This is a genomic window from Kitasatospora sp. NBC_01300 (assembly GCF_041435235.1).
Classification (GTDB): domain Bacteria; phylum Actinomycetota; class Actinomycetes; order Streptomycetales; family Streptomycetaceae; genus Kitasatospora.
Genome location: NZ_CP108408.1, coordinates 6,934,444 through 6,957,341, shown reverse-complemented (window position 1 = coordinate 6,957,341; position 22,898 = coordinate 6,934,444). Strand labels below are relative to the sequence as shown.

18 protein-coding genes are annotated in these 22,898 nt (G+C 74.0%); 4 read left to right on the top strand and 14 right to left on the bottom strand.

Annotation, left to right across the window (positions count from 1 at the left end; all coding sequences use genetic code 11):
- Positions 1–92 precede the first annotated feature (92 nt).
- Positions 93–659, top strand: a complete 567-nt coding sequence (cpt, locus tag OG556_RS30320; RefSeq protein WP_371521718.1) for a chloramphenicol phosphotransferase CPT — start codon at positions 93–95, stop codon at positions 657–659.
- Between the two features lie 102 nt (positions 660–761).
- Here the strand turns inward: cpt and OG556_RS30315 are convergent, their stop codons facing one another.
- The 7 genes from OG556_RS30315 to OG556_RS30285 form a co-directional block, all read right to left on the bottom strand.
- Positions 762–1,532, bottom strand: coding sequence for a class I SAM-dependent methyltransferase (locus tag OG556_RS30315; RefSeq protein ID WP_371521716.1), 771 nt, complete (start codon positions 1,530–1,532; stop codon positions 762–764).
- Positions 1,533–1,535: 3 nt separating this feature from the next.
- Positions 1,536–2,306, bottom strand: a complete 771-nt coding sequence (locus OG556_RS30310) for an SDR family oxidoreductase (RefSeq protein ID WP_371521715.1) — start codon at positions 2,304–2,306, stop codon at positions 1,536–1,538.
- On the bottom strand, positions 2,303–3,163 hold the full coding sequence (locus tag OG556_RS30305; protein ID WP_371521713.1) for a TauD/TfdA family dioxygenase: 861 nt from the start codon (positions 3,161–3,163) through the stop codon (positions 2,303–2,305). Before OG556_RS30305 ends, OG556_RS30310 begins: the two co-directional genes overlap by 4 nt.
- A gap of 18 nt (positions 3,164–3,181) precedes the next feature.
- Positions 3,182–4,456 (bottom strand): aspartate aminotransferase family protein, encoded by a 1,275-nt coding sequence (locus tag OG556_RS30300; RefSeq protein ID WP_371521711.1) that lies wholly within the window; start codon positions 4,454–4,456, stop codon positions 3,182–3,184.
- A gap of 160 nt (positions 4,457–4,616) precedes the next feature.
- A complete protein-coding gene (locus tag OG556_RS30295; protein WP_371521709.1) occupies positions 4,617–9,023 on the bottom strand; it encodes an amino acid adenylation domain-containing protein in 4,407 nt (1,468 codons plus the stop codon).
- Positions 9,020–9,610 (bottom strand): DUF6309 family protein, encoded by a 591-nt coding sequence (locus OG556_RS30290; protein ID WP_371521707.1) that lies wholly within the window; start codon positions 9,608–9,610, stop codon positions 9,020–9,022. The genes OG556_RS30295 and OG556_RS30290 overlap by 4 nt, the downstream gene beginning before the upstream one ends.
- Before the next feature lie 92 nt (positions 9,611–9,702).
- A complete protein-coding gene (locus OG556_RS30285) occupies positions 9,703–10,500 on the bottom strand; it encodes a phytanoyl-CoA dioxygenase family protein (RefSeq protein ID WP_371521705.1) in 798 nt (265 codons plus the stop codon).
- Between the two features lie 363 nt (positions 10,501–10,863).
- Here OG556_RS30285 and OG556_RS30280 point away from each other — a divergent pair, with 363 nt between their 5' ends.
- Complete coding sequence (locus tag OG556_RS30280) at positions 10,864–11,541, top strand: TetR/AcrR family transcriptional regulator (RefSeq protein WP_371521703.1); 678 nt, start codon at positions 10,864–10,866, stop codon at positions 11,539–11,541.
- Positions 11,542–11,710: 169 nt separating this feature from the next.
- Entirely contained in the window at positions 11,711–11,905 is a 195-nt protein-coding gene (locus OG556_RS30275) for a DUF1918 domain-containing protein (RefSeq protein WP_350883986.1), read from the top strand.
- Between the two features lie 197 nt (positions 11,906–12,102).
- Here the strand turns inward: OG556_RS30275 and OG556_RS30270 are convergent, their stop codons facing one another.
- The 7 genes from OG556_RS30270 to OG556_RS30240 form a co-directional block, all read right to left on the bottom strand.
- The gene (locus tag OG556_RS30270) at positions 12,103–12,852 is read right to left on the bottom strand and encodes a PIG-L deacetylase family protein (RefSeq protein WP_371521701.1); all 750 of its coding nucleotides are present in this window, start codon (positions 12,850–12,852) and stop codon (positions 12,103–12,105) included.
- A gap of 225 nt (positions 12,853–13,077) precedes the next feature.
- A complete protein-coding gene (locus OG556_RS30265; RefSeq protein ID WP_331742799.1) occupies positions 13,078–14,676 on the bottom strand; it encodes an IS1634 family transposase in 1,599 nt (532 codons plus the stop codon).
- Between the two features lie 151 nt (positions 14,677–14,827).
- Entirely contained in the window at positions 14,828–16,093 is a 1,266-nt protein-coding gene (locus OG556_RS30260; RefSeq protein WP_371521699.1) for an MFS transporter, read from the bottom strand.
- 5 nt (positions 16,094–16,098) lie between these two features.
- Complete coding sequence (locus OG556_RS30255; protein WP_371521698.1) at positions 16,099–16,710, bottom strand: GNAT family N-acetyltransferase; 612 nt, start codon at positions 16,708–16,710, stop codon at positions 16,099–16,101.
- Positions 16,707–17,885 (bottom strand): type III PLP-dependent enzyme, encoded by a 1,179-nt coding sequence (locus tag OG556_RS30250; RefSeq protein ID WP_371522983.1) that lies wholly within the window; start codon positions 17,883–17,885, stop codon positions 16,707–16,709. Before OG556_RS30250 ends, OG556_RS30255 begins: the two co-directional genes overlap by 4 nt.
- 114 nt (positions 17,886–17,999) lie before the next feature.
- On the bottom strand, positions 18,000–19,379 hold the full coding sequence (locus OG556_RS30245) for a DUF6271 family protein (RefSeq protein WP_371521696.1): 1,380 nt from the start codon (positions 19,377–19,379) through the stop codon (positions 18,000–18,002).
- On the bottom strand, positions 19,361–20,455 hold the full coding sequence (locus tag OG556_RS30240; RefSeq protein ID WP_371521694.1) for a phytanoyl-CoA dioxygenase family protein: 1,095 nt from the start codon (positions 20,453–20,455) through the stop codon (positions 19,361–19,363). Before OG556_RS30240 ends, OG556_RS30245 begins: the two co-directional genes overlap by 19 nt.
- Before the next feature lie 453 nt (positions 20,456–20,908).
- Between OG556_RS30240 and OG556_RS30235 the strand changes: the two genes are divergently transcribed.
- Complete coding sequence (locus tag OG556_RS30235) at positions 20,909–22,858, top strand: FUSC family protein (RefSeq protein WP_371521692.1); 1,950 nt, start codon at positions 20,909–20,911, stop codon at positions 22,856–22,858.
- Positions 22,859–22,898: the final 40 nt, after the last annotated feature.

Below are 22,898 nucleotides of genomic sequence, written 5' to 3'. Positions count from 1 at the left end.
CTCCCGACCCGCCCCGCCCGTCGGCGGCCGGTCTCCCGCCGGACGTCCGATATCCGGTTGGGCCGTGGTGCCGGAGTGGCTACGGTGGCGGGATGGCGACTCAGGTGGTTGTGCTGAACGGTGGTTCCAGCTCGGGCAAGTCCGGGATCGCCCGGTGTCTGCAGGCGGTGCTGCCGGAGCCCTGGCTGACGGTCGGGGTCGACACCCTGATCGAGGCGATGCCCGCGTCCCTGCACGATGCGGACGGGGGCATCGGCTTCGCGGCCGATGGCGGGGTGAGCGTCGGGGCGGCGTTCCGGGCCCTGCAGGAGGCGTGGATCGCGGGGGTCGCGGCCATGGCGGGGGCGGGCGCGCGGGTGATCGTCGACGAGGTCTTCCTCGGCCGGGCGGAGTCCCAACTGCGCTGGGAGAAGGCGCTCGTGGGCCTGGACGTGCTGTGGGTCGGGGTCCGCTGCGAGGCGGCGGTGGCCACCGGCCGGGAGCTCGCCCGGGGGAACCGGATCCTGGGGATGGCCGCTTCGCAGGCGGAGCTGGTCCACCAGGGCGTGCGCTACGACCTGGAGGTGGACACCTCGCGCACCGAGTCGCTGGAGTGCGCGCGGAGGATTGCCGCCCACCTCGGAGGCGGCGCCGCCGGATCCGCCCCCGCCGGCGGGTGACCCGGGGCCGGGTCCTGGTCCTGACCGACGCAGAATCAGAGTCGGCGTCGGCCAGGACCAGAACCACGGATCACAGACAGGCCTCAGGCCTCAGGCCTCAGGTCAGGGCTTCTCTCGGTGCCGCCACCGCACCGGGTCGGCGGCGCTCGGCGCCGACGCGTCGGCGCCCGGCGCTCCGGCCCCGGTCCGCGCCAGCGGCCGGTAGCCTGCGCACGACAGCACGAGCAACTCGTTGTCCCCCGGCTGGAATTCGTACTCCACCCGCTCCACCCGGCTCGTGATCCCGAGGGTGTCCAGGTGTCGGCGCAGCCCGTCCAGCTCCCCGTAGCGGACACCGGTGTCGTACACCATGACGGGGAAGAGCCTGACTTCACCGCGGGCGATCCGGGCGAGTTCCAGGAGGGCCGCCAGGTGGAAGTCCCCGTCCAGCCGGTTGCCGTACGAGAAGAGCAGGTGCGAGCTGAGGACCAGGTCGAAGGAGTCGTCGGCGAACGGGAGTTCGGGCAGTGAGCCGGCGACGTAGCGGTCCGGACGGGCGGCGATGTCGGCCCGGAAGTCGCGGGCGTTGGCGATCCACTGCCGGGTGAGGCGGTCGGGGTCGCCGTACCACGTCCAGACGAAGTCCGATGCCTCCCGGACCAGTTGGTCGCGCTTGTGCCGGGTCTCCCGTTCGACGAGGACGCCGAGGTCCTCCCGGTGGTGGGCGTACTCGCGGTCGACGGCCACCGCGTCGATGCCGCGCCGGCCGGCCTCGGCCGTGAAGGCGGCCGCGCCGCCCGGGCAGTCCAGGATGCGCCGGCCGGGGGCGAGGTCGTCGTCGGCGAGCGCGAACATCGCGCGGTACTCGTCGAAGGAACGTGCGCTGACCAGCACGGTTCAGCCCCTCCCGACGTACGGCATGGTGGTGGGCAGGACGGTCAGGGACTGGACGTTGGTGTCCGGCGGCATCGAGGCCATCAGCAGGACGGCCTCGGTGAAGCGTTCCACCGGGATGGTCGCCTCGACCGCCATCGTGCCGTCCGCCTGCATGGCGGCGGGCTGCGGGCCGCCGTCGACGGGGGTGACGTTGCCGACGTCGATCTGGCCGACCGCGATGCCGTGCGCGCGGCCGTCCAGGGAGAGCACCTTGGTGAGGCCCAGGACGGCGTGCTTGGCGGCCGTGTAGGCGATGGAGTTGGGGCGCGGGACGTGGGCGGACGGCGCGCCGTTGTTGATGATGCGCCCGCCCTGCGGGGACTGGGTGCTCATCACCCGGAAGGCCTCGCGGGCGCAGAGGAAGCCGCCGGTGACGATGGTGTCCAGGACGCGGTTCCAGTCCTCGAACGGGGTCTCGGTGATGGGTCGGCGCGGGGCGGCGGCGCCGGCGTTGTTGAACAGCAGGTCGACCCGGCCGAAGTGGTCGCGGGCGGCGTCGAACAGGGCCGCGACCTCCTCCGGTCGGCGGATGTCGGTCGGGACGGCCAGCACCCGGGCGGGGTCGACGTCCGCGAGGGCGATGGTCTCCTGGAGGGCGTCCTTGCGCCGCCCGGCCAGTGCGACGGACCAGCCGGCGCCCAGCAGGGCCAGGGACACGGCCCGGCCGAGCCCGCTGCCGCCGCCGGTGACGACGGCGGTACGCCCGTGCGGTGCCTGCGCGCTCCCGGTCACATGTCCTCCGTGTTCATCCAGATCCGCAGCATCCGCCGGGAGTTGGGCGCCGGCTCGTCCACGTAGGCCGAACGCCCGTGCAGGACCCTGCTGTTGCGGATGATCAGCAGGTCTCCGGCGGCCATCGGGAGGCCGAAGGCGATCTCGGGCCGGTAGAGCACCTCGTCGAGCACGCCGAGCGCGTCCCACTGGCGGTCCGTCAGCGGCGGGCCGCCGCGGTCGGGGGACGAGCGGACGGTGCGGGTCTGGTAGTAGCAGGCGATGGTCCCGTCCTTCTGGGTGTAGAGGATCGGGGAGACCACGACCTGGGGCCCGGCCCGACCGGTCCGGTCGAAGGTCCAGTCCTCGGTGAGGGTGGCCAGGGCGTCCGGCCGCTCCCGCCTGATCAGGTCGTAGACGTGCCGCGCGCTCGCCAGCTTGGTCAACCCTCCACCGTTGTAGGCGGGTTGGATGCAGAGCAGGACGAGCAGGTCGCAGGTGTCGCAGTGGAAGCCGAGCTCGGTGTTGCCGTCGCCGTCCTGGTCGCGCAGCACCTGGGTGAGGTCGCCGCGCCCGTTCTGCGGGACGATCTCGCCGAAGTCCCGCAGCAGGAAGGACAGGGCGGCCGCGACCTCCTCCTCCGGGGCGGTCGGATCCATCAGCCCGGTGACGTGGGCGACGCCGACGGAACGGGCGCCGCCCTGGACGAGCGCGCGCAGCTTCGCCCGGACCGGCTCGGCCGCGCCCCACCGCTCGGCCCGCGCGTCCGCCCAGAGCAGTTGTCGCTCACCCTCGTCGAGCGGGAGCGACCACTGCTCCCGCCGCGCCTCCAACTCCTCGCTGCTCCAGCCGATTTCGGACACCGTGTCGTCGTACATGTGCGGAACCACTCCTCTCTACCGCTGGGCGGCGGCCGCCGCCACCGCCTTGGACCAGAGCGCCAGCGCCTCGTCGACCTGTCCGGCCGTGACGGTCAGCGCCGGGATCATCCTGACCACGTTCAGGTGGACACCGCAGATCAGCAGCAGCAGGCCGAGGTCGGCCGCCGCCTGCTGGGCGCGCTTGGCGGTGTCCGGGTCCGGGGAGCCGTCCGGGTGGCAGAACTCGTTGCCGATCATCAGCCCGAGGCCCCGGACGTCGGCGATGCCCGGCGCTCCGGCGGCGACCGCCCGCAGGCCGTCCAGCAGCCGCGATCCCTGTTCGGCGGCGTTGTCGACCAGCTGCTCGTCCCGGATGACGTCCAGCGTGGCCAGCGCGGCGGCGCAGGCCACCGGGTTGCCGCCGTAGGTGCCGCCCTGCGAGCCGGGCCAGGCCCGCCGCATCAGGTCGGTCGGCGCGGCGATCGCGGACAGCGGGAAGCCGCTGGCCAGGCCCTTGGCGGTGATCAGGACGTCGGGCACCACGCCGTCGTGGTGCAGGTGGGCCCAGAACCGGCCGGTGCGGCCGAAGCCGGTCTGGATCTCGTCGACGACCAGCAGGATGCCGTGCCGGTCCGCGCGCTCGCGCAGCCCGGCGAGGAACCCGGCGGGCGCGGGCACGTAGCCGCCCTCGCCGAGCACCGGTTCGACGAACATCGCGGCGGTCTCGGAGGGAGCGCTGACGGTCGCGAGCACCTGGTCGAGTCCGCGCAGGGCGTGCTCCACGGCCTGCTCCTCGCTCAGCCCGAGGCTCAGGCCGAGCCGGAAGGCGTCGGGGAACGGCGCCACCGCGACACCGGGCATCACCGGGCCGATGCCCGCGCGGAAGCGGCTGCCGGCCGTGGTGAGCGCGGCCGCGCCCATGGTGCGGCCGTGGAAAGAGCCCTCGAAGACGATCACGTTCTGCCGGCCGGTGGCGTGCCGGGCGAGCCGCAGCGCCGCCTCCACCGCCTCGGTGCCGGCGGTGGCATAGAACAGCGAGTCCAGGCCGGGCGGCAGCACCTCGCCGAGCCGCTCGGTGAGGGTGAGCAGGGGGTCGTGCAGCACGGTGGTGTACTGGCCGTGGATCAGCCGGCCGGCCTGCTCGCGCACCGCCTCCACCACGCGCGGGTGGCAGTGGCCGGTGCTGGTCACCCCCACGCCGGAGGTGAAGTCGAGGTAGCGGCGGCCGTCGGCGTCGAAGAGGTGGAGCCCTTCGCCGCGGGTGGCGACGACGGGGGTGGCCTGCTTGAGCACCGGGGAGAGCTGGGACACGAGGTCCGCCTTCCATGGGTCTGGGGGTACGGATCGGTGGGGGCGCGGCTCACGGGGCGGCGGCGCGCCGGACGAGTCGGTGCGGCGGACGGGGGTCGGGGGTCGGTCCTGCGGACGGGAGTGAGTGCGGCGGACGGGAGTGAGTGCGGCGGGACGGGGGTCAGTGCGGCGGCGCGACGGGCGGCAGGTAGCCTGCCTCGGCGGCCCGGGTGAGCGCGGCCGACCACCACTGCGGGGTGGGCTCGGCGAACCGGACGCCCAGCCGGTCCAGCACGGAGGTGGTGTACGCGCGGTCCACGAGGACGTTGCGCTCCTCCTGGAGGGACCACGCGGCGGCCAGCCCCGCCGCCGTCGGGTGGTCGCGTTCGGCCCGGGCGATCGCCGCCGCGAAGGCCTCGTCGTCGGTGAGCCGGACGGGGTGGCCGTGGCCGGCGAGCCAGCGGACGAGTTCGTCGTGCGGCGTCTCGTGCGGGCTCTCGACGTGGTAGGCGCCGGGCGCGGCGTACGGGTCCAGCGCGATCGCGGCGATCCCGGCGGCCACGGTGTCGACGTAGGAGAACGCGTAGGTGGTGTGCGGCCGGCGCGGGGCGGCGCCGGCCAGCAGGTAGCCGCGGATCAGCTGGTAGATCCGGTTGTCGCCGATGTTGGCCTGGAAGGCGCCGGTCCGGCTGTGCGCCGCGATGTGGCCGCTGCGGTACAGGTAGGCGGCCCGCCCGGTGGCCGCCCAGGCGCGGACGGTCTGCTCGGCGGCGAACTTGGTCCGCTCGTACGGGGTGCGGAAGTGCTGGCCGATCCGCAGGTCGGCCTCGCTGAAGCGGCGGGGCGGGCCGTCCACGCCGCCCGCGACGGCGAGCGTGGAGACGTGGTGGACGCGGGCCGCCGGGGCGTGCTCGTCGATCCAGCCGAGCAGCCGCCGCACCGCGGTGTGGTTGGTCCGCTCCAGGTCGTCGGGCGAGGCCACCAGCCGGACGTCCGCAGCGGCGTGCACGACGAGCTGCGCGCCCCGGGCCCACGCCAGTCCGGCCGGGGACAGGCCCAGCCCCTCCCGGTCGATGTCCCCGGCGACGACCTGGATCCGGCCGTCGTCGGCGCCCGCGCCCGCGCCCAACCGCCGGACGGCGCCGGCGTCGTGCTCGGCCCGGACCAGGCAGGTGACGTGGGCGCCCCGCTGGACGAAGGCGTCGAGCAGGTGCCGCCCCAGGTAGCCGGTGGCGCCCGTGAGCAGCACCCGGGCGGGTTCGCGCACCGTGGTGCGGGCCGCCGGTACGGCGGGCGCCCGGGTGCCGGGGTGGAGCAGCTGGCCGGAGGTCGACAGCGGCTCCCGGACGGGACGGGTGGCGGCTTCGGTACCGGCACCGCCACCGGCCTCGGCGGCCACCGTCCCGGCGAACGCGGCGACGATCCGCTCGGCGGCGGGGTGCGGCAGACCGGGCCACCCGTACACCAGGTCGGCGACCAGCCGGTTCTCCACGATGCGGGCGGTGAGCCGCAGGTCGTACAGCGGGTCTCCGCCGGTGCAACGGGCTACTCCGGCCTGCTCGTCCGCGACGGTCCAGTCCAGTGCGGGCTCGTCGGGCAGCCGGAAGGTGCCGAGGAAGTTGAACCCGGCGGCGGGGCGGGTGCCGGGGGCGTCCATCGCCTGGACGGGGGCCTCGCGCAGGCGCTGCGCGGCCCCCTCGGGGCCGGCCGACGCCTCGACCACCAGCCGCTTGACGGCGGTGAACCAGCCGACGGTGTCCAGGAATTCACCCGGATCGCCGGCGGTGTCCCGGCCGTGGGTCTCCACCTCGACGGGCAGCCGCGGGTGGCCGCTCCAGCCGGTCACGGCGTCGGCGAAGGCGGCCAGCAGGAAGGCCTCCAGGCCCGTCCCGCCGCCGTGGCGGCCGACCAGCCGGGCGGTGCCGTCCTCGTCGAGCGTCCAGCCGACGGCCGCCGGCTGCGCGCGGACCACGGGCTCCGGCGCGGACTTCGGAGAAACGGACTCCGGCGCGGACTCCAGAGAAGCGGACTCCGGAGAAGGCGACACCGGCGCCGGGGGCGGCGGCGCGGCGGCGGCCCACTGGTAGAAGTCCGGGGTCGGCGGCAGGTCGGCCGGCTTCTGGTCGAGCACCGCCCGGTAGGCGTGGGCGAGGTCGTCCAGCAGGATGCGCCAGGACAGCCCGTCGACCACCAGGTGGTGCGCGATCAGGGCGAGCCGGTCGTCGGTGCCGGGCGGGCCGGTGAACAGGTGGGCGCGCAGCAGCCGACCGGCCAACGGGTCCAGGCTGCGGTGGAGTTCGGTGCAGACCCCGGCGACGGTCTCGGCGATCGGGGCCGCCCCGCGCGGGATCCGGGAGAAGGACAGCGGGTCGAGGTCGGCCACCGGCCGGGGTGCCTCGTAGCCCTCCGGCGAGACGGGCCGCCGCAGCGCCGGGTGGCGTTCCAGGACGGCTGCGAGCGCGGCCGAGAGCGCGGCCGGGTCGACGGCCGTCCGGCAGCGCAGCAGCACGGACTGGTTCCAGTGCCGCAGGTCGTCGACGGACTCCTGGCGGTACAACCACCGCTGGGCGGGGGCGAGTTGACTTCCCCGGTCGCCGCTTCCGGCCCGTCCGGCCCGCCCGGCCGAAGCGGCGGCCGGAACCGGTACGGCTGCGGCGGCCGCGGCCAGGCCGTGCGCGGTCGGGTGCCGGTAGAAGTCGTCGTAGTGGACGCGCAGGCCCGACCGGCGCAGGAAGGCGACGGTGCGCATGGCGAGGATGGAGTCCCCGCCGAGGTCCAGCACGTCGGTGTGCGGCCCGACCCCGGGCAGCCCAAGTGCGGCCGCCCAGAACCCGGCGATCGACCGGGCCAGTGCGTCCCCGCCCGAGGACGGCCCCGACTCCGCCCGGGCCTCGACCAGTTCGGCGACCAGCTCGGCCAGCCGCTCCCGGTCGAGCTTGCCGTTCGGCCCGACCGGAAACTCCGGCAGGGTCAGGACCGGCTGCGGAACGGAGTAGCCGGGCAGCCGGTCGCGCAGGTAGGAGCCGAGCCCGGCCAGCCCGGCGCCGTCGGCCGACAACCGTACGGCGGCCAGGAGTTGGTTCCCCATGGCAGTCTCCCGGACCAGCACCGCGGACCGGGCGACGCCCGGGAAGTCGTCCATCGCCCGCTCGATCTCGGCGAGGTCGACCCGGTAGCCCCGGATCTTGACCTGGCGGTCCACCCGGCCGAGGAAGACCAGGCTCCCGTCGGCCCGGCGGCGACACAAGTCGCCGGTGCGGTACATGCGTTCACCGTCGTGACGGACGAAGCCGCGCGCCGTCTCGGCGGGCCGGCCGAAGTAGCCGGCGCTGACGCCCCGGCCGCCGATCAGCAGCTCCCCCACCGTGCCGTCGGGCACCGGCCGCCCGTCGCCGTCCAGCAGGACGAGCCGGACCTCGCCGATCCCGGTGCCGATCGGGACGGTCGGCTCCTCGGCCGGCAGCTGGCGGGCGGTGGCGGCGAGGAAGCAGGTGGCGCCGACGGTCGTCTCGGTCGGGCCGTAGTGGTTGACCAGCCGGGCGGTGACGCCGGTGTCGAGCAGGGCGGCCGCGAACGGGCGCGGCAGCGCCTCCCCGCCGAGCAGCACGGTGTGCAGGGGCGGGGCGTCGCCGGGACGGCCCTCCAGCAGGACGGTCAGGTGCGAGGGGGTGGTCTTCAGCACGGACACCCCGGCGCGCCGCAGCGACGCCCAGAACGCCTCCGGGTCGCGCACCTCGGCGTCCGGCACCACGTGCACCGAACCGCCGACCGCGAGGGCCAGCAGCCAGGCGGTGTGGCCAAGGTCGGCGGCCAGCGTGGTGACGTGCGCGACGCACGGGGCGTCGGCCTCGGTGAAGCCCAGCCGGTCGGCCAGCGCCCGCGCGTAGTGCACCGCGTTGGCGTGGGTGACGGCCACCGCCTTGGGCTCGCCGCTCGACCCCGAGGTGAAGGACAGGTACGCGGGGTCCTCGGCCGCGCCGAGCAAAAGCTCCTCGGCCCCGCAGAGCATGAGGTCACCAACCCCGCCGGGCACGAGGTCACCGGCCCCGCCGGACACGAGGTCACCGGTCGTGCCGGGCGCGCTGCCCGGTGCGTCGGGCAGGCCCTCCGGCCCGGCCAGCCGGTCGACGTCCACCACCTCGGCCGGATGGCCCTCCGGCCCGGGGAAGGCCGCCTCGGTGCTGAGCACCCGGCCGATCCGGACGGCCGCCAGCCGCCGGGCGAGGTCCGCCGCCGACCAGTCCGGGTCGGCCATCACCGCCGCCGCGCCCGAGCGCAGCACGCCGTGCAGCAGCACCAGCATGCGGGCGTCCCGGGGGCCGAGCAGGGCGACCCGGTCGCCCGGGCCGGTGCCGGACGCGGCCAGCCGGGCCGCGATCCGGCCCGCTGCGGCGTCGAGGGTGCGGTAGTCGAGGGTGCGGTCGCCATCCGTCAGGGCGGTCCGGTCCGGGTGCTCCCGGGCGAGCCGTAACAGGAACCCGGACAGCGACCGGGCGGACAGCGCGGCAAACGCGGCCTGGTCGGACGGCGTGGACGGTGTGGGCGATGCGGACGGCGTGGACCGGACGTGCTGCGTCGCGAAGGTCACTCCGGCTCGCCTCCCGTCCGGGTCGCCCGCCCGGCGCGGACCGCCCCGGTCGCGTGCGGGTCCGCGACCAGGGGGTCGCCCGCGAGGAACGCGTCCAGGCGCGGCCGGTCGGGCAGGCGTCCGGCCAGCTCCCAGGCCAGCATGCGGTGCAGGCCGTCGATGTGGATCAGTCCCTCCCGGACCAGCAGGTCCGTGTAGTCGGAGTGGTCGACCGCGCCGGTGCTCAGGTAGACGGGGGTGAACGGGGCCCACCTCAGCAGCCGGAGCTTGGCGGCGCAGACCGGGTTCGCGGCCGACCAGGCGGCCTCGTCGGAGCGGATGCGCTCGGCCGCCTCGGCCACCGTCAGGCCGGAGCGGGGCACGAGTTCGCGCGCGCCGCCCTCGCTCAGGTGCCAGGGCAGGACGACGCCGAGGACGTCCGAGCGCGAGAGCCGGACGCGCCACCAGCCGCCGGGGATCCGGCCGGCGCGTTCGACGTTCTCCTCGCCGTCCCGGTTGCTGTTCGCCTCGTGGGTGCGCTCCGCCGGGTGGTCCCGCAGGTAGGCGTGGTGGACCTCGGCGTAGGCGACGGCGGTGACGATCTCCACGCGGTGCTCCTCAGACAGTTCCGATCAGGCTGTTCCGATCAGCGTTCCGGTCAGGGCGGTCCGGTCAGGCTGTTCCGATCGACCGGTTCCGGTCAGGCGGTTCCGACGTACTCGGTGAAGTGCCGTTCCGCGAACAGTTCCGGCCACCGGCCCCCCGCCAGGCCGAGTTCACGGGCCCGGGCGAGCATCAGCCGCCAGTGCGGCTTCACCGGGCGCCAGCGCGCCCCCACCTGGCAGTAGGACGCGTCGATGAAGTACCGGGGCCTGCCCGGGCCGTCCGGCGCCGGTCTGCGGGTGTGGAACAGCGCCGAGTTGAGCAGCACCGTGGAGCCGGGCGGCAGCCGGTCGATGACCACCTCGCCGGGCAGTTCGGCGGTGCCGTGGTGGGCGTAGGCCGTCTTCCCGACGGTGCGCCGGTGCGAGCCGGGCAGGACGGCCAGGCTGCCGACCTTCTCGTCCAGGCCGCCGAGGTAGTGCAGCGCGTGGACCATCAGCAGCGACGGGTCGGCGCGGTCGTTGGGTTCGCAGTCGTGGTGCCAGGCCTTGCCGGGGATCCCCGGGGCCTGGCGGTCGCTGTGCAGGTGGTGGAAGACGAAGGACGGCCCCATCAGACCGGACAGCGTCCGTAACAGCGGCGGGTGGGTGAGGAGTTCGCCGTGGGCCGGCAGTTCCAGTTCCAGCACCGGGGGCGGGCCGTGCCGGGCGGGGTCGGTGCAGGCGGCGATCGAGCGGGCCCGCAGGCCCTCGTCCACCCAGCGGTCGACCTCGGGGGCGAGCCTGGCCCCGAGCGGCTCCGGCACCAGGCCGGGCAGGACCAGGTATCCGGATTCCAGGAACTGGCGGTGTTGCTCGGTGTCTAGGGCTTCACGCCCTCCGGAAGTCTGCGTCACCGAACCGGCCCCCTCCTTCCGGATGACGGGTCGCACAGTCGGGCTCGGCGGATCGGACCTGAACGGGTTGTATGAAACGCACGGGATCATCCAGACCTCGGGTGGCGCCGGGTTCGTCCGTCGTCGCCACAGCTGACACACGTTCACCACGAAAGGGCACGAGTTGATCACGCAAGGTAGTCCGCTGAGGAGTATGAACCGTTGTTCGTGTCCACCACAAGACCATCGCCGACTCCTGGACACCTTCCCGCCACCGTGACGTTCAGCTCCAGCCACCGATCGACTCGTTCCCCACCCGAAACTCCAGACCCGTTGCGCCCCGATGATTCGCCGCTGACACAGCGGATGCGGCACAGTGACGTCATGAGCGGCGACACCAGGAGTCACGAGAGCGCCGGGCGGGGCCCCGTGACCAGGCGCCGTCCGGTCCAGCAGCGCAGCCAGGAGCGGTACGGCCGGATCCTCGACGCCTGCGCCGGGCTGCTCGACGAGGTCGGCGCCACCGCGCTCACCACGAAGGAGGTCGCCCAGCGCGCCCAGGTGCCGATCGGCACCCTGTACCAGTTCTTCGCCGGCAAGGAGGACCTGCTGGCCGCCCTCGCCGGCCGCAACCTCGACCGCTACCTCCAGCGGCTCGACCACCGGCTGGCGACCGCCACGCCCCTCGGCCCGGCCGGGTTCACCGACCTCGCGGTGGAGGAGTTCGTCGCGATGAAGCGCGAGGTGCCCGGTTTCGGCCAGCTCGACTTCGGCCTCGCCGACGCGGCCGCCCCCGCCGGGCTGCGGGACGACCGGCACCTGCTCGACCCGGGCGTGGACAACAACACCGCCGTCGCGCTGCGCCTCCAGGCGCTCGGCGGCGAGGTATTCACCACCGGCGACCCGGCGGCGCTCACCCTCGCCCTGCGGGTCGCCCTGGAGGCCGCCGACGCGGTGCTCAAACTGGCCTTCCGCGGCGATCCGCAGGGCGATCCGGCGCTGATCGCCGAGTGCAAGCGGCTGGTCCGCGGCTACCTCGCGGAGCAGCCGCCCGCCGGCTGAGACCGGTCTCCTCACGCCCCTCGTGTCCCGTTCCACCCCTTTCGTCCCGTCCGTCCTTCGGGGCCCGTCCGCCCGCGCCGTTGCGAGCCCGCCGCCGCCGCAGCACAGTGGAGAGCAGTGGAAAGCGGAACGGCCGCGGAGGCGGCCGCCACGACCCGAGGAGCAGACCATGCAGGCAGCGGTAGGTGACCAGCTCCACATCCACAGCAGGTCGGTGGGCATGACGGACCAGAAGGGCGAGATCGTCGAGGTGCGCGGCACCGACGGCGAACCGCCGTACGTGGTCCGCTTCGAGGACGGCCACGAGGGCCTGATCTACCCCGGCCCCGACTGCAACATCGAGCACCGCACGGCGGACCGCTGACCGACTCCCCCACCGCCCCGCACCCCACCCGGGCGAGGTGGTGAGCAGCGGTGCCCGCCCCCCGCGACCCCGCTGCCCGGAGCGCTCGCCGGGCTCGGCAGCCTCGGCAGGCTCGGCTACCTGATCGGCCGTACCGGCGGGCGCGCCTTCGTCCGCCGCTGGGGCCGCTTCGTGCTGCTCACAGCCGGCCGCGCGGCTCAGCGCAGCGGGAACACCTCGAACGGCGCCGCGAACCGTACCCCGAGACGGCCGCCCGCTCCCCGCCCGGCACCCTCCAGGAACTCGCGCGCGTCCGCCATCGTCCCGCCCAGCCCGGCGAGCCCGGCCAGGTACGCCTTGTGCTCCTCCAGCGAGGCCACGCCCAGGTCGAAGTGCTCGGTGGTGTCCACCGCGTGTCCCGACTCCGGCGAGGCCGCCGCCCACACCTGCCGGACGCCGTTCCACGGCTCGTGGCCCTCGGCCAGCAGCTCCCGGAACACCCACCGGTTGCCGGCGTCCCGAGCCCCGTCCAGGGCGGCCCGGCCGACCGCGATGTGGTCGGCCTGGTTGGGGGCGGTCCCGCCGTACGTGTCCCGGAAGTTGCTGGTGATCACGATGTCCGGCCGGTGCCGGCGCACCGCCCGGGCGATGTCGCGGCGCAGCGGCAGCCCGTACTCCACCATCCCGTCCGGGTACCCGAGGAACTCGACCACGTCGACGCCGACCACCCGCGCCGAGGCGATCTGCTCCGCCTCCCGCAGCGGCCCGCACTCCTCGGGGTCCATCGAGTCGATCCCGGCCTCGCCACTGGTGACCATCACGTAGACGACCTTCTTGCCCTGCGAGGTCCACCGTGCGACGGCCGCGGCGGCGCCGTACTCCATGTCGTCCGGGTGCGCGACGACGGCCAGCGCGGTCTGCCAGTCCTCGTCGACGGGCTGGTAGGGCTCGACGGCCTGCTCACTCATGGTGTTCGTCCCTCTCGGCGCGGCTCACGGTCGCCTGGTCCTGCGGTGGTTTCGCAGGCGACTCTAGAAGACCCCCCACGCCGACACCCCGCCGGACACCGCCCCGGGCCGGCGGGGTTGCCCCTGACGCAGCACGGCTCGCCCGGAACACCGCGACGGGGGAGGCGCGGTGTTCCGGGCGAGGTCTGTGGGGGGAGCTAGCCCCGTACTTCGCGGGTCGCCGTTTCAGGTCATTGGCCAGCGGGTTTGAGTGACTTCGATGCCGAGGAGGTCGAGGAGGTGGAGCTGGACTCCTCGGCTGATCTGGACGGTGGGTGGATCGGTGACATTGCCGATCCGCAGGGTGAGTTCGCTCAGGTGGTAGAGGATCATGCGGCCTGTGGGCCGCACCCGGCGGTTGTCCGGGTAGAGGCCGACCATCGTCTGCTCGGGGCCCAGGGCTTGTCTGACCTGGCGCTCGATCAGGCTGAAGACCAGCAGGGCCAGGCAGATGACCTGGATCAAGGCGGCGACGCGGTGGTTGTGCTGCACGAACAGCGGGGTGACCGCCAGGGGGCCCTTGAAGTCCGCGTAACGGCGCTCGACCGATCCCTGGCCCTTGTACTGGATCAGGACCTGCCCAGGGTCGGCCTGCTCGGGGGCCAGCGCCGTCAGCAGCGCGTACCAGCCGTCGGCTGCCGCCTCGTCGTCCAAGACCTGCTGGTCGAAGTGCCAGGCCAGGGTGGGCCTGCCGTTGTCGTCCTCGCCGATCTCGGTACGCAGGCAGGAGGCGACCCGCCGGGTCTTGGCGATCACGCCGATACGGGCCGCGATCTTCTCGACGGTGTTGTAGTACTTGCCGCCGGCTCCGCGCTGGACCTTGTCCAGGTCCTCGGCCGCGCGGGTGAGACGTTTGTTGCGGGCGGCCTGCTGGCCCGCAGCGTTGCCGGTGGAGTGGACCAGGATTCGGCGAACGCTCAGGACCGGGTCGCGCTTGCGCGGACCGTTCAGGGTGTGGACGTCCTCCAGCACCCGGTAGACCTCGCGCCGGGCGGGGTCCTTGCCCGCGTCGCGGTCGGGCACCCAGTCCACGACAGTGGCGGCCTCCAGGTCCAAGGCGGCATAGAAACCGTCCTTGACCTGGGCCGCCGGGACAGGGGCGATGAACGCCGTCCCGGCTGCCAGCAGTGCGGCGACGTTCGGGTAGGAGACCAGTTTGGAATCGGCAACCAGCAGGAAGTCCTGTTCGCCGGCCAGCTTCCGCAGATCCTTCATCGCCCCGACCACCTGGGACACCTCAGCCGCGCCCCCGCCGAAGACCCGGGCGTGGACCGGGATACCGCCGTCACCGGTAACCGCGAGCCCGGCCTGGACCTGCTTCAGGTCCACCCGGCGGTCCTTGGGATGACCGTGCTTGATCACCGGGAACGCGTCGTCCTGGTCTTCCAGCGGGTAGGCCCCGTGGACGGACATGGACGTCATGTCCCAGTGCAACCGCGACACGTCGATGCCGAACTCGGTGATCGCCCGCGCGCCGACGGTGCCCGCGAGTTGCTCCAGCTTCGGGGCGATCGCGTCCAGTGCCCGCGCGAGGCGGTCGTCGTTGAGCAGGCCCGCCTCGATGCCCAGGACCTCCTCCACTGCCCAGGTCCGGGCCCAGTCGCCAACCCGGAACAGCGGTATCGGCGAGGTCAGCCGGTTCGCGACCAGCGCCTCGATGACCTGCCCGTGCGTCAGGTGAGCGCTCGGCGCGGACGGGCACAACCCGTCGACGATCCCGGCCACGTCCAGCCGGCGCAGAAACTCGGCAGCGACAGGCAGAGCGCCCAGACGCTTCTCCACCACAGACGTCACCACGCACTCAAGGCGCTGACGCTGGGACCGAGGCCGCGGGGACCGGGAAGTCATCGACACACCCGGCTAACGCCCACAGCCTCGCCCCGGATACGACCGAACCCCCTACTCCAACCGATTCAACGACCCGCGAAGTACGGGGCTAGCCGGCGTCCGGGGCGAGTCGGCCGTCGAGGGGCTCGGCGTGGGACTCGGGATGGGCCTCGGAGTGGGCCTCGGGGCGGGGCTCCGGGACGGGCCAGCCGATCCGGGTGGCGCAGAGCGAGACGACCGCGGCGGAGACGGCGACGGCGGCCATGCCCCACACCAGGCTGGTGGCGTCGGCGATGAAGCCGATCACGGCGGGCCCGGCGAGCAGCCCGGTGGTGCCCATCGCGGCGACCAGGGAGAGCGCGTCCGGGCCCTGACGGGCCGCGGCGACGTAGACGCACGGGGTGACCGCCGCGACGCCGAGGCCGACGCAGGCGAAGCCGATCAGGGTCGGCACGACGCCGCCGACGAGCAGGGCGAGGGCCAGTCCGGCGCCGGCCAGCAGGCTGCCGGTCCGTACGATCCGGCCGTCGCCGAAGCGGGTGCGCCAGCCGTCCGCGAAGATCCGGGCGAGCACCATCATCACCGAGACGACGGCGATGCCCAGCGGGGCGAGCCCGGCGCCGGCGTTCACGACGTCCTTGAGGTACAGCGCGGACCAGTCGTTCATGGCGCCCTCGGTGACGGTGCCGAACACCATCGCCAGGCCCATCCAGAGGGTCGCCGCGGCCGGGAGGGCGAAGCGGCGGCGGTCCTTCTTCGCGGCCGACGCCTGCTCCTGGTCCGTCCCGTCCTGCGCCGCGGCCGGCGCGTCGTCCGTGAGCAGTCCGGGCCGGGCGGCCACGACCAGCACCGCGAGCAGCGCGGCGGCGATCCCGAAGTGCACGGCGAGCGTGCCGGTGAAGGCGGTGACGCCGGAGGCGAGCAGCGCGGCGAGCAGCGAGCCGGCGCTGAAGGTGGCGTGCAGGCGGGACATGGTGGTCCGCGCGTAGCGGGCCTCCAGCGCCGCGCCCTGGGCGTTCATCGCGACGTTCAGGCAGCCCACGGCGACGCCGTCGCAGAACAGCACCAGCAGGGTGAGCGGGTAGTTGGGCACCACGGACAGGGCGACCAGGACGACGCCGAGGGCGAGCGCGGAGAGCACGGACAGCAGGCGGGAGCCGAACCGCCGCATCAGCACCGCGACCAGCGGGAAGGACACCGCGGCGCCGACCCCGCAGGTCATCAGCAGCAGGCCGATCTGGGCCTCGCCGAGGTCGAGCCGGGTCTTCAGCGCGGGGATCCGGGAGACCCAGGTCGCGTACTGGAATCCGAGCAGGAAGAACAGTGCGGCGATGGCCAGTTGGGACCGGCGGAAGTCGTCGCGAACGGGGGACATGTGCATCAGCCCACTTCGGCTCTGGGTGGGAACCCGAGGGACGGGTCGGTGGAGGGGGTCGACGCCTGGACGGCGGCCGGGGAGGCGGCCGGGGCAGCGACGGCGGCCGGGGAGGCGGCCGGGCTCAGCGGCTTCGCCATGTAGAGCGCCTCGGGGCCGTAGCTCCCGGGCAGTCCGATCTCGGGGCGGGCGCGGTAGCCCAGCGGGGCCCACACCACCTGCGAGCCGCGGACGGCGACCAGGGACATGGTGCGGTAGCCGCGGGCCCGGGCGGTCTCCTCCAGGCCGCGCAGCATCCGGTGGGCCAGGCGGCGGCCGCGCAGTTCCTCGGCGACGACCAGGTCGTGGAGGTGCATGTTGGTCGCGCGGACGCCGCCGGCCTCGGCCCGGCTGAGGTCCGGGCACTGGAACAGCGGGTAGGGCAGGGCCAGCAGGTAGCCGCCGAGGCCGCCGGCGTGCTCCAGGACGAAGCAGGTGTCGGGCGAGGCGCGGTGGCGGGAGCGCAGCGCCTCGCGGCCTTCGGACAGGCCGCTGGCGGCGTAGGCGCGCTCCTCCAGCGCGACGACGCCGTCCCAGTCGTCCTCCTGGAGCAGCCGGATGCGGAGGTCGGTCGTCATCTGCCGGTGTCTCCGTCCGGGCCGCCGGTCCCGCCGATGCAGGTGTAGGGCAGCGGCTCGAAGCCGTTGAACCCCCGGGTGGTGTAGGCGGTGGCGTAGGCGCCGCAGGAGTGGATCCAGACCGGTTCGCCGGAGGCGATCGCGCGCGGGACGCGGACCAGGCCGTCCTCCTGGGCGTACGCGTCGTCGCTGTCGCAGGTCGGGCCGGCGACGACGGCGTTGACGAACTGGCCGCCGGGGTGGGTGGGGAATTCGAGCCGGTACTGGAGCTCGTCCATCTCGTACAGGCCGTTGAACTTGCCGCAGCTCAGGAAGAGCCAGTCCTCGCGGGTGCCGTCGAGCTGGTGCCGGGAGGAGAGCCGGGCGACGTGGGCGCGGATCGCGCCGTGGTCGGCGACCAGGTGCCGGCCGGGCTCCAGCAGGAAATCCAGCGGCGCGGCGTTGACGGTGCGCAGCCGGTCCATGCCCTCGCGGATGACCGCGAACATCTTGTCCAGCGGCGGGTCGAGCGGGCGGCCGTGCCGGTCCAGGACGCCGAGGGCGGGCAGGCCGCCGCCGAGGTTGATCCGCTGCGGGGTGATGCCGCGCCAGTTGAGCGCCTCCAGGACGGCGGCGAGCGAGTCCACGGCGGCGCCCCAGGCTTCGGCGGTCATCTGCTGGGAGCCGACGTGCACGGAGAGTCCGGACGGGGTGAGGCCGGCCGAGCGGGCGGCGTCCAGGACGCGCAGGGCGTCCTCGGGCGAGCAGCCGAACTTGCGGCTCAGGCCCCACAGGGCGCCGTCGCCCGAGGTGGCGACCCGGCAGAACACCCGGGAGCCGGGGGCGTGTTCGGCGATGGCGGCGACGTCCTCCAGGCTGTCGGTGGCGAAGTCGCGCACGCCCAGCCGGTAGGCCTCGGCGATGTTGCGGTCGGACTTGATGGTGTTGCCGTAGTGGATGCGGTCGGGGCTCACCCCGGTGCGAAGGGCCTGGGCGATCTCCTGGGGGCTGGCCGCGTCGAAGCCGGAGCCGAGGGCGGCGAGGCGGCCGAGCACCTCGTCCACCGGGCAGGCCTTCATGGCGAACCGGACGGCGACGTCGGGCAGTTCGCCGATCAGGTCGGTGTACTGGCGCTCGATACCGTCGAGGTCGTAGATGATCCGGTCGTCGGTGGCGGCGGCGAGGGCGGCGCGGATCGCCGTCCGGTCGTGCGCGGCCGGGTCGGGCGCGACGCCGGTGTGGGCGGTGGTGTGGTGCGCCGGGGCGCGGTGGGCGATGGTCTGACGTATCACGAATGGCTCCCGGTGCGGCTACCGCGGCAGCCGGTCGGCGGGCGTGGCCTTGCTCGCCCGCATGAGCGGGCCCCACGCGTCGATCAGCAGCGCGAAGTCCTCGATGTCCGCCTGCGCTTCGTCGAGCAGACGCGCCCGCTCGGGCGCCAGGTGGTCGGCGAACTCGGCGTACTTCCCGCCGAGTCGCCGGTAGCAGTGGTCCAGCGCGTCGAGCCGTCGGTGGTTCTCCGCGCGGTCCGTCGCGGCGCTGCGGCGGGCGGAGTCGGCGATGACGTCGGCGCGGATGCGGTTCGCCTCGTCGAGGAGGGCCCCGCCGGCCGCCTCCATCTCGGAGTAGACCGGGTACAGGTAGAGCATGGAGAGCAGGAACTTGGCGTAGCGCAGCTGATAGGCGGTGAAGCCCGCGCCGGTGCGCCGTTCCGGGGTGTAGTAGTTGACGATGTGCCGGTTGTGGACGACGCCGGGCAGGGTGGCGTCGCGGACGAGGTGCAGCAGGAAGTAGTCGCTGCCGATGGTGGCGGTGGCGGGCGGCAGCGGGACGCGGTCGTAGACCTCGTGGTCGAGGGCGACGTTGCACATGTCGATCCGCCAGATGTCGGGCAGGTCGAGCACGGCGCGGTCGTGGCGGAAGGGGTCGGTGCCGCCGCCGGTGAAGGAGTCGGCGACGAGTTCGCGGCGTTCCTGCTCGCTCGCGCCGGTGGGCGCCCAGAGCCCGACGACCTGGTGGTAGGCGTCCGGGTCGAGTTCGCGGATCTCGCCGATGTCGACGGAGAGTTCACCGACGAAGGAGCCGCCGACCAGGGCGACGGGCTTGTCGGCGTGCACCGGGTCGAGGGCGACCTCGGTGACGGCGGCGGCCGCGTCGGCCGCCTTGAGGCCGAGCGTGGCGAGCTCGTGCTCGATCGGGAACACCGGTTCGCCGTCGAGCAGTTGGTACGCGCTGTCGGAGTCGCGGCGGTGCACGGAGGCGCAGCCGAGCGCGCCGGCGAGCAGGAACGCCCGGTTGGTGCAGGCGCCGTAGGAGACGGCGTCGGGGAGCATCAGGTCGAGCAGGTGCTCGCCGAGCGGCCCGTCCGCCGGGCCGACGGCGCCGGAGCGCTCGATCACGTCGCGCAGGAAGCCGCGTTGGGCGGCCTCGTCGAGGTGGTGGACGACCACCTCCCCGGCCCCGGAAGCGGTGCCGGGCGCGGCACCGAGCGCTTCACCGGACCCGACGGCACGCAGCGCGGCGACGGCCTCGGCGTGCCGCCGGTAGATGGCCGGATCGGCGGAGTCCAGGATCAGCAGGTGCACCCGGACGCCGAACCGCCGTGCGGCGTAGGCGGCTTCGGCGCCGATCGCGGCGATGGTGGCCGCGCACTCGCGGTTGGTGGGCAGGGTCAGGCAGACGGCGCGCATGCCGGCTCCCCCGCGGACTCGGCGGGCTGCTGCGGGGCGGACCGGTCGTCCGTGGACGCCGGATCGTGCCAGGAGCGCAGGCCGAGCAACCGCTCACCGAGTTCGGTGAGTTCGGCGGGCCCGTAGCGCAGCGACTCGTGGCGGGTCGCGTCGCCGACCAGGGTGCGGTTCCAGTCCGGGGTGGCGAGGGTGCGCCAGGACTCCACCCGGGAGCGGCGCATCTGCGCGGCCTCCTCCAGCGCGGGCATCATCGACAGGTACTGCACGGCGCGGACGCCGTTCTCGGAGGTGTTGCGGGCGACGCCGTGGGCGAGCAGGCCGTTCCAGATCAGCAGGTCGCCGGCCTTCAACTCGGGCCGCACCACCGGGAACTCCGTGCGGTCGACGTCCGGGCGGATCGGGTCGCGGTCGGCGGCCTGGGCGGCCTGCCACTCGTTGAAGCGGCGGAACAGCTCCGGGTTGCACTGGAAGCCGCCGTGGTCGGGGCGGGTGTCGTCGAGCGCGATGATGCCCTGGACTCGCTGGGGCAGCATGCCCTGGGTGGTGTCGACGTCCCAGTGCAGTTCGATGTCGAAGCCCCGGTCGGTGGGCTCGATCAGCGCGCGGTCGCGGTTGCGGATGTTCGGCGGGTTGAGGTTGAGCCGGTCGAGGGTGACCCAGAGCTCCTCGCAGTCCCAGACGTCGACGAAGGCGTCGTAGACCCGCCGGGCCTGTCTGCTGTCCCAGATCAGCTGGTGGTGGTAGGCCTCGACGAAGCCGTAGATGTGCAGTTCCCGGTCGAGGTCGTCGCGGTAGTCGCGTTCGCGGTACCAGTCCTCGGGGCGGTCGGGCGAGAGGCCCTGGAAGTCCCAGGCGAAGTCGAGCAGGCGCCGGGCGGCCTCGGCCGGGATGGCCTCCTTGACCACGACGTAGCCGTAGGTCTGCCAGAACGCGAAGTCCTCCTCGGAGAGCACCCGCAGCGGACGCTCCTTGCGGACCTCGCGCAGCGCCGTGCGCGCGAGGTAGCTCTCCCCGTCCTCGCTGAAGTAGGGGCGCGCCGAGGCGGCTCGGTGCAGATATCCGTCAGGGCTCGGCATGGGCAGTCACTCCATGGTTCGTAGTCGACGCAGCGCTTCCTGGACGCACAGTGCGGGCACGGCGAGCCGACGGCCCGTCACCGGCCGTGCGTGGAATTCAGCTCGTGGACCGCATGCCGTCCGCATACGCTCCGCCTCGCCCGGGCCCCGACCGTGCGAGGTTCCGCCACGTCAGGGGGCCAACTCGTCGGTCCGGCACGGCCTCTCACCCTGCCTCAGCCCCGGCCGAACCGCGCCCCTCATACGTTGGACTAGACCAACTAATGGTGTCAACCCTCGACGGCTGGTTACCAATAGGGAAATCCGCGCAGTTCAGATGGCCCCTCGGGGTTCGCTTTATGTTTCGGAGAGTGACATAAGTCGGGGTATGTTTCGGGAATTGACATACCCGGACGTGAACCGAAACGAGTTCCCCAGCGTTGCGCCCCGTCCTTCGCGCCGTACGTTGGGCCTATGGCACACCGCCCCGCCGCCACCCGGCTCACCCCGCCCGGCTGGCTGACCGCGAGCCTGCGCCCCAAGGCCGCGCCGGTCCCCTGGGCCGCCGCCGCCCGGGCCTCGGTGGCGCTGGCCGCGCCGCTCGCGGTCGGCACGGCCACCGGCCGGCCCGGGTACGGCGCGCTGGTGTCGATGGGCGCGCTGTCCGGAGTCATCGGGGACACCGCGGACGCCTACCGGATGCGGGTGTTCAACATCGCCGTGCCGCAGCTCTTCGGCGCCCTCGGGATCCTGCTCGGCACCCTGGTGTACGGTGCGGGCTGGACGGCCGTCGCCGTGCTGACCGCCGTCGCCCTGGTCTCCGGCATGATCTCCTCGATCGGCGCGGTCGCCTCGGTGTCCGGACTGCTCCTGCTGCTCAACGCGGTGGTCGGCGCCGGACTGCCGCTGCCCTCCCCCTGGTGGCTGCCGCCCGGACTGCTGCTGCTCGGCGGCCTGTTGGTGCTCGGCCTCACCCTGCTCGCCTGGCCGCTGCGCGGCGGCGCGCCGGAGCGCTCCGCCGTGGCCGGCACCTACCGGTCGGTCGCCGACTTCCTGGAGGCCGCCGGCACCCCCGGCGCCGACGACGCGCGGCAGGCGCTCACCCAGTCGCTGAACCAGTCCTACGACCTGCTGCTCGCCCGGCGGGCCCGCCGGCACGGCCGCTCCCCCACCCTGGTCCGGCTGCTCGCCCAGCTCAACGCCGCCATCCCGGTGGTGGAGGCCGCCTCGGCGGCGCAGCTGCGCCCGCGCGAGTACGGTCCGCTGCCGCCCGACTACCCGGCGGCGGTGCGCGAGCTGGCCGCGGCCGTCGAGCGGGGCCGCGTCGGATCGACCCCGCCGCCCGCACTGCCCGATCCGGCCGGACCGTCCACCCGCGCCCTGGTCGCCGCGATCGGCCACGCCCGGGCCGTCGCGCACGAGCCCGCACCCGACCCGTACGCCGGCGACGACCCGCTCGGCCGTCCCGCCGCACTGCAGGTCCGCGCCCGCCGGGCCACCCACGCGCTGCTGCTGTCCCGGGCGTCCTGGCGGTACGGGCTGCGGCTGGCGCTGTGCATCGGCCTCGCCCAGATCCTGGTGTCGGTGATCGCGGTGCCCCGCTCGTACTGGGTGTCACTGACCGTCACCTTCGTGCTGAAGCCCGACTTCGGCTCGGTGTTCTCCCGGGCGGTGCTGCGCGCGCTCGGCACCGCCGCCGGGCTGCTGATCGCCATTCCGGTGCTGGCCGAGGTGCCGCACGGCTGGTGGGACGTGCCGGTGATGGCGGCGCTGGCGACCCTGATCCCGGTGCTGTCGGCGAAGGGGTACGCATTCCAGACCGCGGCGATCACCCCGGTGATCCTGCTGCTCTCCGACCTGCTCAACCACCGGGGCTTCCACCTGGTGCTGCCCCGGCTGTACGACTCGCTGATCGGCTGCGGCATCGCGCTGCTGACCGGCTACCTGCTGTGGCCGGACTCCTGGCACACCCGGATCGGGGAGCGGCTGGCCGACGCCGTCGCGGACACCGCCGCGTACGTCTCGCTGGCCTTCACCACCGCGCCCGGGGCCGACCAGCCGGCCCGCGCCCGGTACCGGCGGCGGCTCTACCGGGACCTGTCCGCCGTGCGCAGCGAGTTCCAGCGGGCGCTCACCGAACCGCCGCCGGTCGGGGCCCGGGCCGAGGCCTGGTGGCCGCTGGTGATCGCGGTCGAGCGGATCGTGGACACCACGACCGCCACCCGGGTCCGGGTCGAGCACGGCGCTCCGGCGCCGTCCCCGGCCGAGGTCGGCGCCGTCGTCCGGGAGCTGGGCGACCTGGCCGGGGCGCTGCGCAGCGGCGGGCCGCTGCCCGAGGCCGGGCCGGACGTCCTGCCGCCCGACTGCGCGCTGGGCCGGCTGCACCGCGAGGTGCAGGCGGCGCGGGCGGTGGTGCCCAGCTGAGGGCCGGGCCGGCCGGGGGCCGGGTCGGTCCTGGAGCACC

Excerpts from the sequence above, each read along its gene's own strand:
- cpt (WP_371521718.1), top strand. The coding sequence starts at position 93 with ATGGCGACTCAGGTGGTTGTGCTGAACGGTGGTTCCAGCTCGGGCAAG.
- OG556_RS30305 (WP_371521713.1), bottom strand. The coding sequence starts at position 3,163 with ATGTACGACGACACGGTGTCCGAAATCGGCTGGAGCAGCGAGGAGTTG.
- OG556_RS30280 (WP_371521703.1), top strand. The coding sequence starts at position 10,864 with ATGAGCGGCGACACCAGGAGTCACGAGAGCGCCGGGCGGGGCCCCGTG.
- OG556_RS30275 (WP_350883986.1), top strand. The coding sequence starts at position 11,711 with ATGCAGGCAGCGGTAGGTGACCAGCTCCACATCCACAGCAGGTCGGTG.
- OG556_RS30270 (WP_371521701.1), bottom strand. The coding sequence starts at position 12,852 with ATGAGTGAGCAGGCCGTCGAGCCCTACCAGCCCGTCGACGAGGACTGG.
- OG556_RS30260 (WP_371521699.1), bottom strand. The coding sequence starts at position 16,093 with ATGTCCCCCGTTCGCGACGACTTCCGCCGGTCCCAACTGGCCATCGCC.
- OG556_RS30255 (WP_371521698.1), bottom strand. The coding sequence starts at position 16,710 with ATGACGACCGACCTCCGCATCCGGCTGCTCCAGGAGGACGACTGGGAC.
- OG556_RS30245 (WP_371521696.1), bottom strand. The coding sequence starts at position 19,379 with ATGCGCGCCGTCTGCCTGACCCTGCCCACCAACCGCGAGTGCGCGGCC.
- OG556_RS30240 (WP_371521694.1), bottom strand. The coding sequence starts at position 20,455 with ATGCCGAGCCCTGACGGATATCTGCACCGAGCCGCCTCGGCGCGCCCC.
- OG556_RS30235 (WP_371521692.1), top strand. The coding sequence starts at position 20,909 with ATGGCACACCGCCCCGCCGCCACCCGGCTCACCCCGCCCGGCTGGCTG.